9 protein-coding genes are annotated in these 14,868 nt (G+C 44.1%); 5 read left to right on the top strand and 4 right to left on the bottom strand.

Annotation, left to right across the window (positions count from 1 at the left end; all coding sequences use genetic code 11):
• Positions 1–43: 43 nt before the first annotated feature.
• Positions 44–1,180, top strand: coding sequence for a glycoside hydrolase family 88/105 protein (locus C4F40_RS05475; RefSeq protein WP_196938347.1), 1,137 nt, complete (start codon positions 44–46; stop codon positions 1,178–1,180).
• 309 nt (positions 1,181–1,489) lie between these two features.
• On the opposite strand, the gene C4F40_RS05470 is transcribed toward C4F40_RS05475, so the two are convergent.
• Both C4F40_RS05470 and C4F40_RS05465 read right to left on the bottom strand, forming a co-directional pair.
• On the bottom strand, positions 1,490–2,116 hold the full coding sequence (locus C4F40_RS05470; RefSeq protein WP_196938346.1) for a nitroreductase family protein: 627 nt from the start codon (positions 2,114–2,116) through the stop codon (positions 1,490–1,492).
• 60 nt (positions 2,117–2,176) lie between these two features.
• Positions 2,177–2,584, bottom strand: coding sequence for an RNA polymerase sigma factor (locus tag C4F40_RS05465; RefSeq protein ID WP_196938345.1), 408 nt, complete (start codon positions 2,582–2,584; stop codon positions 2,177–2,179).
• Between the two features lie 254 nt (positions 2,585–2,838).
• On the opposite strand from C4F40_RS05465, the gene C4F40_RS05460 reads away from it, so the two are divergent.
• Positions 2,839–5,094, top strand: coding sequence for an alpha-N-acetylglucosaminidase (locus tag C4F40_RS05460; protein ID WP_196938344.1), 2,256 nt, complete (start codon positions 2,839–2,841; stop codon positions 5,092–5,094).
• Between the two features lie 21 nt (positions 5,095–5,115).
• Here the strand turns inward: C4F40_RS05460 and C4F40_RS05455 are convergent, their stop codons facing one another.
• Together C4F40_RS05455 and C4F40_RS05450 are read right to left on the bottom strand one after the other, a co-directional pair.
• Entirely contained in the window at positions 5,116–6,405 is a 1,290-nt protein-coding gene (locus tag C4F40_RS05455; protein WP_196938343.1) for a dicarboxylate/amino acid:cation symporter, read from the bottom strand.
• Between the two features lie 288 nt (positions 6,406–6,693).
• Complete coding sequence (locus C4F40_RS05450) at positions 6,694–7,809, bottom strand: sialidase family protein (protein WP_196938342.1); 1,116 nt, start codon at positions 7,807–7,809, stop codon at positions 6,694–6,696.
• A 407-nt stretch (positions 7,810–8,216) separates the two neighbouring features.
• Between C4F40_RS05450 and C4F40_RS05445 the strand changes: the two genes are divergently transcribed.
• Genes C4F40_RS05445 through C4F40_RS05435 form a run of 3 tightly spaced genes read left to right on the top strand, consistent with a single transcriptional unit; the run spans position 8,217 to position 14,842 of the window.
• A complete protein-coding gene (locus tag C4F40_RS05445) occupies positions 8,217–10,055 on the top strand; it encodes a fasciclin domain-containing protein (protein WP_231389929.1) in 1,839 nt (612 codons plus the stop codon).
• 37 nt (positions 10,056–10,092) lie between these two features.
• A complete protein-coding gene (locus C4F40_RS05440) occupies positions 10,093–13,296 on the top strand; it encodes a SusC/RagA family TonB-linked outer membrane protein (protein ID WP_231389928.1) in 3,204 nt (1,067 codons plus the stop codon).
• A 19-nt stretch (positions 13,297–13,315) separates the two neighbouring features.
• Complete coding sequence (locus C4F40_RS05435) at positions 13,316–14,842, top strand: RagB/SusD family nutrient uptake outer membrane protein (RefSeq protein ID WP_196938339.1); 1,527 nt, start codon at positions 13,316–13,318, stop codon at positions 14,840–14,842.
• Positions 14,843–14,868: the final 26 nt, after the last annotated feature.

Genomic DNA, 14,868 nt, shown 5'->3' with positions numbered 1-14,868 from the left:
ACACTTTTTAGTCGATGGCTTTATGACGTAACGATTAGATAGTATGAAAAGCACAATTCTAAAAATCTGTATATTGTTCATGAGTATGCAGACTTATGCACAAAATGGCATATGGCACGATTTACCTACCTATGCCGACCCTAAGATCATTGGTGAGAAGTTAGTAAAAAACTTCCTTTCCAGCGATTATAGGCATTTTGATGAAATAAAGGGTGAACCTCCTTATATCGTTTATCCGGAAACTTGCACCTGGCTGGGAGCGTTGGTTTTCAGTGAAAAAACGAATAATAAAGCGTTGCTTAGGGTTTTGGAGAAACGTTTCTTTCCGCTTTTGGGAAAGAGAAAGGAACTGATGCAGAAACCCAATCACGTCGATAATACGGTTTTTGGGGTTATTCCATTACGGCTCTATATGCTCACCGAAAATCCGCTTTATTACCATATCGGTATCGATTTTGCTGATCGGCAGTGGCAGCTTCCAAAATCATCTGCTAGCGACAGTGTTAAACACCGCGCATTTTTGGATAGGGGACTTAGCTGGCAAACCAGATTCTGGATAGACGATATGTATATGATCACAGCTATTCAAAGTCATGCATACCTTGCAACAAAGGAGAGAAAGTACATCGATCGGGCAGCCTACGAAATGACGGTATACCTGGATTCCATCCAACGACCAAACGGCCTATTTTACCATGCCAAACAGGCACCATTTTTCTGGGGGAGAGGTAACGGCTGGATGGCTGCAGGCATGACCGAGTTATTAAAAAATTTACCTAAAGATAGTGAATACTATGCGCGGATTTTGACGAGTTATCAACGGATGATGCACACCTTAAAATTAAATACCAATAAAGAGGGGCTTTGGGGGCAACTTGTTGATGAACCAACGGAATCGTGGACCGAAACCTCGGGATCGGCTATGTTTACGTATGCTATGATTGTCGGTGTAAAAGAAGGTTGGCTAAAGCAAGCTGAATATGCACCGGTTGTACGTAAGGCCTGGATGGCGATTATGCCGTATATTAATGATAATGGCGACCTAAGAGATGTTTGTATCGGCACTAATGTCGGTTCTACAAAGGAACATTATCTTAATCGTAGAAGATTGGTCGGCGATTTTCACGGGCAAGCCGCGCTCTTGTGGTGCGCAAGTGCACTGTTGACGGAGAAAAAGTAATTAGTACAACCGCACAAACAACGAAAACCCGAATTTGAAATAATCGATCGGACTAATAAAAGAAATCCCGCAGCGGGGAGCTACGGGATTTCTAAACTAACCAATTATTAACCTAATTATGAATTACAAATATAAGTCCAATTAATTTTTTTTGGATTCTATTTCACACTTTTTAACAGATTTTTCATAAAAATTTACTGTGAAAGGTAAAGATCTCTGCGCCAATTTTTAAGGTTAAATTCAGTCGGGCGAATGCGCTGTAAACTGTAATCTAATAAGCTTATTCTATTTTTGACATAAAAAAGACTACTAAAAAGCAAACTCATCCACAGGATTTCTAACTTTTTTCATCGGGGCAAGCCAATCCCGTGCTGGATCATTGTAACCCACATACAGCAAGGTCACGCTTTTTAGACCGAGCTTATGTAAAGCTAATACGTCATCCACTAACTGGTTATCAAAACCTTCTGCTGGTGTAGTGTTTATACGCAATTCGGCGGCCTGCGCCATCGCCATACCCAGTGCAATATAAGATTGCTTGGATGCGTGCGCGAAATGCTGATCTGGACTTTGACCAGCATAGAGCTTTTTGATACTATCGGTGTAGCTCTTGAACCGTCCACGTGGGAGACCACGTTCATCGGTTGTTCTGTCATACATCGCATCAATGCGTTCTGGTGTGTATTGATCCCACGCTGCAAAGACCAATAGGTGGGAGCACTCGCGCATACACTCGGGATTCAATGCGCCCGGCACGAGCTTCTCGCGGAGCTCCTTATTTTCTACTACAATAATCCTAAAGGGCTGCAAGCCAGAAGACGTGGGCGCCAACCGTGCTGCTTCTATAATTTTATCAATATTTTCACTGCTTACTTTTTTAAGGGGATCGTATGCTTTGGTTGCATGACGCCACGCGAGATCTTCTAATAATGCCATAGTATCTTATTGTTTCCTAAACATGTTCCAAATACCTTGCCACAGCAGTTAATCTAAATATCATTTGAATATAATAAAGTTGAAGAGGCTTGGCCTCTTCAACTCCCGCGCAATCAGCTCACGTTCCGGCGTGTGGAGGTTTACCATCTCAATTGGGGAATAACCTTCTGCCTTTAGGCGTTCGCGATGCCGGCGATCTAAAATATTGAATGACTGGTTGCGTATTGCGCGAGCTAAATAGTTTGCAAGTTCGTGTTTGGCTAAAGAGAAATCATTGCGCAACTTCCATAATTTGCATAACACGTCTTGCACGCACTCCTCCGCTTCTTCTAGATTACCTAACCGATTAAAGGCTACAGCTAACATTTTTTCCCAATAGCGATCGTATATCTCAACCAAGACGCGTTCGTCACCACCACGCATAAGTTGGACTAGCTCCCGATCGCCGTAAATCTTATAATCCACCATTCCTCATGTATCTACTTGCCCTACAAACTTATATATATTTGCTTTTATATGCAATTATAAAATAACCCCCAGCACTACCTGTTCTATGCCAAACAAGTTTTCCTCATCGCTCATTTTTTCCTAACTTCGTATGCGTATGATTCAAAACAAAACAGCGTGTACTGCTGTTTTGACAAGTATCCGCAATAGTTTGAGACACATCTGCCTGCTGTCGGCCAACTAAACATGCGTTTCACCCCTTATGTAACAAGTTAATGAAGATTTCAAAAGACAATAGCTTTCAACACGCTGCCGAAGCTTTAATAAAAAGAATACTACCAGACCGAAATGAACAGTTCACGGTTGTGATCGCGCATACCGACAGAGAAACAGAAGATTTTTTTGAGATTTTTCCGAAAGGCAAAAAAGTTGTTCTTAAAGGAAATACACCCGTAGCGATTGCGTCTGCATTGCACTGGTACCTGAAATATGTCTGCAATTGCCATATTTCTTGGAACAGTGACCAATTGGATCTCCCGGATCTTTTACCGACCGATTTTCATCCGATTGCGCAACGCACGGAATTTGACATCCGCGCGTATCTCAATTACTGTACATTTAGTTATTCGATGCCATGGTGGGATTGGGAGCGCTGGGAGCGTGAAATCGATTGGATGGCGCTGCACGGCATTAATATGCCGTTGGCTATAACGGGTCTGGAAGCGGTATGGCAGAATACGCTCCGGCGTTTGGGAATGGATGATAATTCGATCCGAAATTTTCTGGTCGGCCCAACATATTTCGCCTGGCAATGGATGGACAACCTGGAGGGCTGGATGGGCCCGCTCTCACAAGATTGGATAGATAGGCACTTGGTACTGGGACAGAAAATAATCGAAAGGGAGCGCGAGTTGGGCATGAAAGCAATCCTAAAGGGCTTTAGTGGCTACGTACCTACCGCGCTTGCGAAGTTTTATCCAGATGCTAAAGTTTACAAAACCGACTGGATATCTACGTTTGAAACGGCCCAGATAGACCCTCTGGATCCGTTGTTTCGTGAGATAGCGGAAATATTCGTCGAAGAGCAGTACAAGCTTTTTGGCACAGATCATTATTATTCGGTCGATCCATTTCACGAGAGCCAGCCGCCCATCAAAACGGAAGGCTATCTGGAGCAAGCGGGTAAGGCTATATTTTCCGCAATTAACGATATCGACCCAGAAGCTGTGCTGGTTATACAGACTTGGTCGCTTAGACAGGGATTGCTGCGGGCTGTCCCAAAGGACCGGACGCTGATGATGGCGCTGACGGGGACAAACTGGAAAAAACACGAGAGCTACTGGGGCAGGCCTTGGGTAGTCGGTATGATGCATAATTTTGGGGGACGAAATTATATGGGTGGAAATATGACGCATTTCCTGAGTCACGCCTTGCATTTGAAGCGTTTACCTGCTGCCCAAAACGTGCAGGGGCTTGGCATCTTTCCGGAAGCAATCGAGCATAATCCCATTATTTATCAGGCTGCCACGGAGATTGCTTGGCATCAGGACGTACAAGACCCGCCGACTTGGACTAAACAATACGCCAAGTCCCGTTACGGCAGTCTACCTGAGGCTGCTGCACGCGCTTGGGAAATATTGTTGGCAACAGTGTATCAGCAAAAGAAGGTGAAGATCATCTCCATGGAATCGCCTATATGCGCGCGCCCGGCATTATTTATGCCCAGTGTATCCATGAATGGTGATATGGTGAGAGACTATCCATTAATTGATCTGTGGACGGCTTGGAACGAAATGCGCAACGCGGCAAATGAACTCGGAGAGAAAGCCACGTTCCAATATGATGTAGTGGATGTCGCACGGCAGTGTCTAGTGGATTTATCGTTATTGTTACATCAAAAGATTAATATCGCGTATAAAAACAAAGACCTAAACGCATTGCGTAGGGCTGGTCGACAATTTATTGAACTTATGGAAGATCTGGATGATCTGTTGGCGACACGGGAGGAATTCCTGTTGGGTAAATGGCTTAACGACGCGCGAAAATGGGGAAATTACGAGGAGGAGCAAAACCGCTATGAACAAGCTGCACGAACGCTTATAACGGTATGGGGGCCAGTAACACCCAATGCCTTGTTTTTTGATTATTCCAACAGGCAATGGTCTGGCTTAATCAAAGGCTTTTACGTACCGCGCTGGCGGATGTTTATTGATTACCTCTTAGAACAGCCAGCTGATGAAAACAAACGCTACCACGAGCGAAAACTGCGTAAGTCTTACGGCCGACCTGCAAACAATGCGAATGCGTTCTTTGACGCGCTTTCCTCATGGGAAAAGTCGTGGACCGAGGGGCACGAAACGTATCCCGCGGTAGCAGCTGGCCACAGCCTGGAGATAGCCGAAAGGTTATATGCAAAGTGGTGGCCGGTTATGCAGGGTGAATCGAAACAGATCGTACCGCCTACTTTGCAAGCGGAATACGTGGAAGAAATTGCGCAGCAGTCGGACGAACCAGAAAATTTTGGATTGTAAGTGCTGCACCGGAAATTCTACTTACGCTTCTTCTTGGGAGAGGTTTCGCTTTTTCATACCAACCCTATTTATTATCACTGCGACCATCGCATCACCGGATACATTGACCGCTGTTCTCAACATATCCAGTGGCCTATCGACCGCGAATATCAGGGCGATTCCGGCTGGACTAACGCCGATCGATTCCAATACGATTACCAACATTAAAATCCCCGCTCCAGGGACGGCTGCAGCACCAATAGAGGCAAGTGTCGCGGTGGCGATCACGCTAAGTTGCTGCGCCATAGTAAGGTCGTAGCCCATTACCTGCGCAATGAAAATCGCCGCAACGCCCTGGTATAGACAGGTGCCGTCCATGTTGATCGTTGCACCGATAGGAAGAACAAAACTCAATACCTCTTTCCGTATACCCAGGTTCTCTTCTGCACATTCCATCGTAACGGGTAGCGTAGCCGCACTAGAGCTGGTTGAAAAACCGAGTAGCTGTGCGGGTAGAATAGCCTTGAAGAAATGAGACGGATTCATCTTTCCGAAGAAGTATATGAATAAAGAATATATACCATAAACAAGTATGATGAGACCCAGTACGACTGTAAAAGCGTACATACCTAATGCTTTAAATACATCGATAGAGGGGGCCTCCGCGATAAGTGCAGCAAGAAGTGCGAATACACCGTAGGGCGCAAATATCATCATGATGTCGACAATCTTTAAGACAATGGCGTTTCCGGCATCCAGTACATTTTTGAAGGACTCGATCTGACCGAAAGGCAGCATAATCATGGCGATACCAACTAACAGGCTGAAAAAGATGATTTGAAGCATATTGCTGTTCGCTGTCGCCGCATGAAATATATTTTCCGGAACGATATCGACCAATACTTGCAATGGGCCCCTGGTTTCCTTAATTCCGGTAGCCTCGTCGATCTTATACTGCATCTCTCCAGCAAATGACTGCAGCATATCCTGCCTGGTACTCTCCGTGATAAAGTTACCGGGCTGTATAAAGTTGACGAGCACCAGGCCTAAGCTGACGGCGATAACGGTGGTCAGTATGTAAAGTCCAAATGTACGAACGCCTAAAGCGGAGAGCTGCGTGACATCTTTTAAATCGGAAACACCTTTGATGAGCGAAACTATAATTAGCGGAATTGCTATCAATTTCAACAGGTTAATAAAAATAGTACCAAAAGGCTTGATCCAGTCGATAGCAAACTCCCTTCCGCCTGCAAATTGGGTGCATAACAATCCGACTAAGATACCTGCTGTGATGCCGATCAAGATCTGCCAGTGCAATAGTAGTTTCTTCATTTTGTTTTCGTTTATTTAGTTATTGTTCACGAGAAGTAAACTTCTACATCTGAAAAGCCTACACATTCGTTGAAGCAATATTTTTTTGGTTCCTAATTTAATTTGTCGGAATCTACTCGACGACAAAACATCCAAACTTAACTAAAAAGCGGAACACTCGCAAACCGAACGTACAGAGCTTATAGATGCCACGCCTTCGATATTTTGGTTTGTAAATGCAAAGCATTTCGTATAGGTTTGATATAAGGTATGCTGTTCTCTAAATTGCTATAATCTGCATAAAGATATTTACTTAATACACGAAACAGGTAGCGTAGTAAATAAGATATGACCGTGAGGAGAATTAATACCCGACTCGAATACGACCCCAATAGTTCTATGATCCATCACGACCATATCCGAATAGGCGGACGGGCCAGCGTATACCTGGTGTTTCTTTGGCCATGTAAGGCCTTGATCTGTACTCATCCTGATTGTCAGGTTTTCTCGCTTTGAACTTGCCGGATTAGAGAAGAACAATATATTACTGGCGGTCCCTTCGCCACGTAATAGGCTAGCTTGGCACAATGGATCGATCAGATTGGAATCCAACCGCCCGTTGTTCCAACTTATACCCCCATCATCGCTAAAAGCTAGTGTCCGATGAGGCAGCTTACTGCGCATATTTAACATCAATCTTCCATCGGTTAGCTCCACTACCGTACATTCTCCGACGTTATCTTGAGGGCTTAGATTTCCGAATGACCATGTTTTGCCGCCATCATCCGAATAGACCGAAAAGGAGTGATGCTTGGTTACGCTATTCACGGGTACATTCGCATAAGTAGGGATGACCAACCTGTTCTTGTAGGGGCCTGCTGTGATCTGTATGCCGTGTACAGGACCGGTTCCATAAAAGCCCCATTCCGTAGGCTTCACCGCGGGCGTTATTTCTACCGGAGCAGTCCATGTAAAACCATTATCGACCGAGGTAATGTGATACACTCGACGGTTATTCCAGGTAGCAAGCAAATGTATTTTACCTGATTTCCTATCTAAAACAGGAACAGGGTTACCACAGGTATTTTCTCCATCATTCCAGATCGTGATCATGTCTCCCCAGGTCTTTCCACCGTCTGCTGATCTGCGCAATACCAGATCGATGTCGCCTCTATCGCCATTGCTAGACAGTTTTCTTGCCTCTGCAAATACAAGCAATGTGCCGTTTGCTGATTTTATTAAAGTAGGAATTCTAAATAACTGGAAGCCATGATAATTTCGTTCGAATACCCTAACAGGTAATGAAGGCGGTGAGATCGTTTCCTTATCGTTATCTTTCCGTGGTAATTGCCTTGTTTCTGCGAATGCGTAGCATGTAAACAGCATGACAAGTGCTAAAATTGGTTGTTTTTTTTTGAGACGCATATTGCTATATAATTAGGAGAGTATAATATTTATATTAAGTTATTATGTACCACATAACAAATCTACTGGTTTAATCCTGAAAAACTGCATACAAGCCAATAATAACAGCTTTTTTACATTTTTTGACATATTCTTTTAGGTCAGAAAAATATATATTTTTAATAATTTTGTTTTTTGGTTGCTTTTATAAAATGAATAATTATATTTGTAGTACATAACGACAATATATAAGCCGGTGGTTGTGTTAATGATCAATTGTAGAAACAAAAAATAATAATTATAAACCAAAAGAAATACCTATGCATTCTCTGTACTTACGAAGCTTTTATGTATTCCTTATAACAGGATGTTGCTTCCTCTACTCGTGCAACAAGGGATTCACGGATTATTACCAACCCGAGAGTACCTTGAGCAATAGTATTTTAGGAATCTTGGAGGAAAAAGGAGATTACGACTTATTTTTGTCCTTAGTAGACCGGGCTAATCTCAGAAAATCACTGAGCGAATCGGCTATCTATACCTGTCTGGCTCCTAGAAATGCCTTTGTCGAAGCCTATTTCATAGATCGACTGAAATATAGTTCGCTCGAACAAGTACCTCTTACAGCTTTACGGAACTATGTTAACTATCACTTTATAAATGGTATGTACTATATGTACGACCTAGAAAAGCGGTATACTTCTACGGAAAGTCTGATTAATAAGAGCAGGATGACGAACTACAAAACGCGTACAGAAGGGAAAGACGTCGGCAAGAGCTTACGCATTATCACGCCTTCATTCTTTTCGGTTCAGGGAAGTGATTTCGATTTCATGTACGGTGATAAGGATAAGGGCGGATACTATGTAGAGGGTGTCAAAATATCGGATACCGAACGCGACATAGACGCACGTAATGGCGTAGTTCATATATTGGATGAACCCTTGTTTCCGACGCTTCGCACGGACCTGGCCTTGGCTGGAGATCCGGACCTATCCCTATTCAGTAAATGGATTGAGAAGCATGCACAGTTTACCTTGGGCGCCGTGGATCAGTACGGAAATGTAGATACAACCTTATATAAGAATTTTTCTTTTGGACGTAACCTGGCGGATGAAAATACGCTGTCGACGTTATTTGCCCCTACGAACCAGGCAATAGCGGATTACTTTGAACCCTACATGGATATCATCGACAATACCCTCGATTCGGTGCCACAGCATGTCATGTATTCCCTTATACGGTCCAGTATTCATGCCAATCTATGGTACCATTCCGATCTGGTACGTAACCAACCGCAGTGGAGCGCATTGACAGGCTTCATCAGTTTTGGTAATCCTGCCCTAGAGTCTATAGTGGGATTTACACCATCTAGCAATTCATTTATCTATAAAACCAATAAGGTGATGGAGTCGCCCGAAATGAGTAGCGTTCGATCAGGCATTATGATGTTGTATAAACGGTACGGACAGTGGTTTTGGATGTTTACCAACAGGGGGTTGGGGTCGGGAATAGTCGATCCACTGTTCTATCAGCATACTCCTACGACCCTCTTGGTGCAGTCGGACGAGGTTTGGGGGTCGCCTTTTGCACAAGACATGGATGCCCTGACATTAGAAGCCAGGTTAAATGAGGCTCGGACAGGAATATTCCATTTCGATGCCTACACGGACGGTGGATTTAAAAAACGTTTTTATCCAACGGATCAGGGCTATATACTATATGACAATAATAAGTTTTACGATTATAGCGGGCATTCGGTCAATTTATTAACACCTGATCCAGTGTGGACAAAGCCTACGGGATCTATTTTTGAGATTGATGGTTTTCTAACGCCTTTGGACCGCCTCGACCCTGAGATTACGGTATGGAAAAAAATGGAAGCCAATGCCGACCTCTCTACATTTAGGGCCTTGATCGAAAAAGCGACGATGGTGGGGGAATTGCAGCTGACAGGCTTTTTTACGTATTCTGTTTTTGCCCCTTCCAACGCGGCTTTTGCCGCAGCAGAGATAAACGTTTCGACGATCAGTGCGCAGGATGCCAAGAATCTCGTTAACAGGCATATCGTGACCAACCGCTATTTATTTACAGATGGTGTATTTGAAGGTCAGCTGGCCAATAAAAGGGGGGAGTACCTCAGTTTTTCGGGAGCATGGGATACCTTCAAGGTTCAATTTCAAAACAACACCGGCCAGGCTGATGCTGCCAAAAGTAATGTGCAGGGAAGTAACGGCGTGTTACATGTGATCAATAAAGTATTATAACCTAAATATCTTAAGGAATATGTATAAACATATTAATTTGAAAAGCATTATTTGTGTGCTCTTAAATCTATGTTGCTTTTCCCTGTTTGCACAGCAAAAGCAGATAGTAGGAAAGGTGTACGATCAATCCCTGGCTAACCCGTTTGGACAAGTGTCGATCCTTTTGGTCAGCGGCAGTGACCTCATCCTCACGGCCTACAAGAGTGAAAGCGATGGCAGTTTTAAAGCCCAGGTGCCTAGCAACGCAGTGAAAATCATTTTTTCGACGGTAGGTTATTCTAAACAAGAATTTATATTGGCTACCCTTTCTGAAAAATTAGATGTCGTGATGAAAGTCGATGACAACCAGATCGAGGAAGTCGAAATAACTGCACAGGTAAAACCTGATGCAGATCTGGGATTTGTGAACATCAATAAAAGGGAACTATCGAGTTCAATAGCCTCTATCGATATGAAAGGGATTGAAAATTTACCTGTCGTATCGGTCGACCAATTCTTGCAAGGCATGGCGCCAGGCTTGCAGGTCGTGTCTAATAGCGGCGACCCCGGAGCGGCGGCATCGATACGCATTCGCGGGATATCGAGTATATCAGGTATTAACGACCCGCTCTGGATAATTGACGGCGCTGAAGTAATTGGTAATAATTATTCCGTACAGAGTATTTCGGACTTCGGGTTTAGTCCTATTGGAGATTTAGATCCCGCTGATATTGCTTCCATTGATATCCTTAAGGATGCTTCTGCTACGGCGCTCTACGGCTCTAAGGGCGCAAACGGCGTAATCGTGATCCGTACCAAGAGGGGTAAACGGGGTAAGCCGGTATTTAATTTTAACAGCAGGTTTACCTTATCCGAAGTGCCGCGGAGTATACCGATGTTAAATGGTGACGAACACCGCATATATTCTATTGAGCGTTGGACGGGTGGTGACGACGATGGTTCGGCTTTGCCCCAACTGCGCGGCGACATGAGCCGTGAGGATGCTTGGAAATTCAATAATAATACCGATTGGATAGATGCCATCAGCCGTACGGGAATTTATCAGCAGTATAATACCTCCCTCAGCGGTGGTGGTGACCGGATCAATTATTACTGGGGGCTAGGATATACAAACCAATATGGTACCACCAAGGGAACAGGGTACGATCGGTTCAACACCAGATTCAACTTGAACTACCGCGTATCAGATAAGCTATCGGTATCCGCTGATCTGACCTATACCAACTCGCTGACCGATAAAAGAGGAACTAAACATCCGTATGATATCGACTCGAATAACGAAATGAATCCGTTGCGGGTAGCTAGACAGATCCCATCGTTTTATCCGCTGTATTCAAAAAATGGTCTGAATTATTTTGTAGACCGCAATGCAGGAGTGTCTTATTATTCGCGGTTCAATCCACTTGCATTGATCGATCACTCTCACTTCTTGTCTAAAGCGAATCGCCTGATGGCTTCAACAAGTGTGAAATACAAAATACTGGATAACCTGGAATTCATGACGCAGGTTTCGACCGACTTTAGGCAGGCTGCTGACGATTATTTTCTTCCGGCCTATGCTACAGATGCTATTCCAGGCGAAAGCTTCTATAACGCAGGCATGCAGTCGGATGGTTACCAGCTTTTGGTGAATAATACCAATAGGCTGATATGGTCTGCGCTCCAAAAGGAAAATCACCGGTTAACGATTACCGGTGTGGCCAATCTGAGCATGGACAAGAGCAATAATATGGAAATCAGGTATTTCAATGGAGCCTCTCCGCAGTTACGCTCGGCAGATGCTTCTGCGCGTACAACGGATATTAACGGATCATTTTCCGATCAACGGTATCTGGGTATGTTTGTACAAGGGCATTATGCTTTATTGGATAGGTACTTCTTGACTGTAACTGGAAAGACGGAAGGCGACTCGCGCTACGGTAACGATAATGCATACACGATATTTCCGGCCATCGGGGCAGCATGGGATATGACGAGGGAATCGGGAATACGAAATGTGAAATGGATCTCAGCACTGAAGCCGCGCTTTGCATTCGGTATTACGGGAAACCTGCCGAAAATTAACAATGTTTACGATATTGCCTACGGCACCTCTATCGGCTACATGGGCGAAACCTACATATATCCGAATAAATTCGCATACGAGAACATTAAGGAAGAAAGAACAACAGAATACAATCTTGGGTTGGATTGGGGACTGTTTAACGATAGAATAACAGGACAGTTCGACGTGTACAAAAGAACAACAAACGATCTGTTGCTACGCGAAACATTGTCCAGCACCTTAGGTTATGCCAACCAGTTTGTGAATTTTGGCACGGTTGAGAACGCGGGTATTGAACTGGGTATTACTGCCGATATATTGAAAGGCGGTAAAGATAAACCTAGACTTAAATCCTTTTTTAATATTGCTTTTAATAGGAATAAGCTGTTAAAATTGCCTGAAAATTTTGACGAGGGATCTTTTTCGGCGACTAAAAACGGGTTTGTTTCGAAATTGCAGGAGGGAGACGTAATCGGGGCTTTCTACGGTTATAGCGCACTCGGCGTTTACGCAAGGGATGAAGATGCTTTTTTAAAGGATGCCAATGGTCAGTTAATTATGGAAGCGGATGGCCTTACGCCAAAGATCATGCGTTACGGTTCGGTGACAGGCCAACAGTTTAAAGGCGGAGATATGATCTATGCCGACGTGAACGGGGACGGTGTAATTAACCAGCTCGACCGGGTACAGATCGGAAATGCCAATCCTTCCTTTTTCGGAGGATGGAATAATACGTTAAGCTACAAAAGGTATACACTAGCCGTTAATCTGCAGTATCAATTCGGAAATGACGTAATAAACGGAACCCGTATCATTATGGAAGAAATGTCGGATTCTAAGAATCAGGCGCAATCGATTCTGTCGAGATGGAGACGGCAGGGTGATGTAACGGATATGCCAAAGGCTCTTCCCAATGGTGAATGGAACCGTGCAGCATCGACCAGATGGGTAGAAGATGGTTCATATGTCCGTTTGAAATCTGTATCCTTTACCTATGATGCAAACGATCTGTTAAAAAGATGGGGACTAAAGCAGTTGAGCTTCTTCATCACGGGGTACAACTTGCTGACATGGACTAACTATTTGGGAGTGGATCCAGAAGTGCCTATCACCGGCAGTGTGTACTTATTTGGGATAGATAACAGCTATACCGCACCATCAAGGCAGTACACAGCTGGAATAAGATTTAATTTATAGTTTTTTAGAAATATAGGATATGAATCGAATTTTAAAATATTTACTACTATTATCGTCGTTCACATATATGAGCTGTGATAAGTTTTTAGAGGTGGATGTACCCGATAACCTTGTTCACGACGAATATTGGCAAAACCGTGAACAGGTACTAGCATCAAGAAATGGTATGTATTCGGCGTTGCACAATAACCTTAACCTGTTTCACGTATGGGGAGACATTCGCTCAAGCCTATATACACCGGGGCCGGGTACTTCATTTTCGGGAGATTATAGACAGTTTATGGTGCACGATATCTACCCTACAAATGGATTAGTGAGATGGGCATCTGTATACACCGGAATTACGTGGATCAACTCTTTTATTAAGAACGCACCCTCGGCATTAGAAAAGGACCAGACATTTAAAGAAAGTGAGCTGAGCACCATGATGGGAGAAGCTCACGCCTTACGCGCGCTGAACTACTTTTATCTCGTACGCGCCTTTAAAGAGGTACCCATCATAGAAGACCCTTATGAATCGGATACGCAAAAGTTTAATACGGCCGCTCATACAGAGGTAGAGGTGCTGGATTTTATAGAAAGCGATCTGGAAAAAGCTTTGGCAACTGTAAATGCTGACTTTGAGAATGTGAATGACCGCTACGGACGTATCACCAAGAATACAGTGCTTGCCATATGGGCTGACGTAAAACTGTGGAGAAACGAGTATCAGGCCTGCCTGGACTTAACCAGTCAACTAAGCGCGTACAGGAGTCGGTTGCTTGAGCCACTTGATTGGTTTTCGATCTTTAGTCCGGGGAACTCCAGTGAAAGTATTTTTGAGTACCAGTACCTACAAACGGGCTTTTCTTCTCCGGTATACGGTTGGTTTGGACATTTTCAGCCCACCAGTAGCGGTGCGAAATATATGGCAAATTCGACCAATATTGGGGTGAACGGTTCCGAAATCTATCCGCCTACTGATCTGATCAATTGGAGTGCGGATACGATTCGTTTGAAAGACTTTTCTTCTTATCGTATGGCATCGGTACCCTACTCGGGCGGCAGTGGCTTTGAAGTGTATAAAATGGTCGGCCAGACACCCTATATAGGGAACTATCGGCCGTCGGGTAGCCGGAATATGAACTATATTTTTTACCGGTATCGGGAGATCTTGTTTATGGAAGCGGAGGCGTTGGCGATGCTTGGAAGATATGAGGAGGCTGAAGAGCGTATCAACCTGGTACGGTTCCACTGTGATATCCCGGAAATGATGCCCGGTGCGATGGGAACAGAGGTGGAATTTATGCGGTATCTATTGATGGAACGCGAGTTTGAACTGGGATTTGAAGGGAAAGAGTGGTTTGCGGCAGCACGTGTGGCTCGGCGTCCGGGCTATCAGGAGGTACTTATCGAGAAATCTGCTGAAAATAATGCGCTTGGCATTCAATATCAGGTAGTAAAAGCCAGGTTGCTGAATCAGGATGGCTGGTTTCTCCCGTATCATGAAACGGAACTGGAAAACAACAGATCCTTAGTGCAAAAGGATTTTTATAAAAACAAATAGACAAGTACGATACATTAATAGTTAAC

The organism is Sphingobacterium pedocola (genome assembly GCF_015209965.1).
Classification (GTDB): Bacteria; Bacteroidota; Bacteroidia; order Sphingobacteriales; family Sphingobacteriaceae; genus Sphingobacterium; species Sphingobacterium pedocola.
This window is presented reverse-complemented; position numbering and strand designations above follow the sequence as displayed.

Bases quoted from the DNA above. Each gene is read 5' to 3' on its own strand.
- C4F40_RS05470 (WP_196938346.1), bottom strand. From the start codon at position 2,116: ATGGCATTATTAGAAGATCTCGCGTGGCGTCATGCAACCAAAGCATAC.
- C4F40_RS05465 (WP_196938345.1), bottom strand. From the start codon at position 2,584: ATGGTGGATTATAAGATTTACGGCGATCGGGAGCTAGTCCAACTTATG.
- C4F40_RS05450 (WP_196938342.1), bottom strand. From the start codon at position 7,809: ATGCGTCTCAAAAAAAAACAACCAATTTTAGCACTTGTCATGCTGTTT.
- C4F40_RS05435 (WP_196938339.1), top strand. From the start codon at position 13,316: ATGAATCGAATTTTAAAATATTTACTACTATTATCGTCGTTCACATAT.
- C4F40_RS05460 (WP_196938344.1), top strand. From the start codon at position 2,839: ATGAAGATTTCAAAAGACAATAGCTTTCAACACGCTGCCGAAGCTTTA.
- C4F40_RS05475 (WP_196938347.1), top strand. From the start codon at position 44: ATGAAAAGCACAATTCTAAAAATCTGTATATTGTTCATGAGTATGCAG.
- C4F40_RS05455 (WP_196938343.1), bottom strand. From the start codon at position 6,405: ATGAAGAAACTACTATTGCACTGGCAGATCTTGATCGGCATCACAGCA.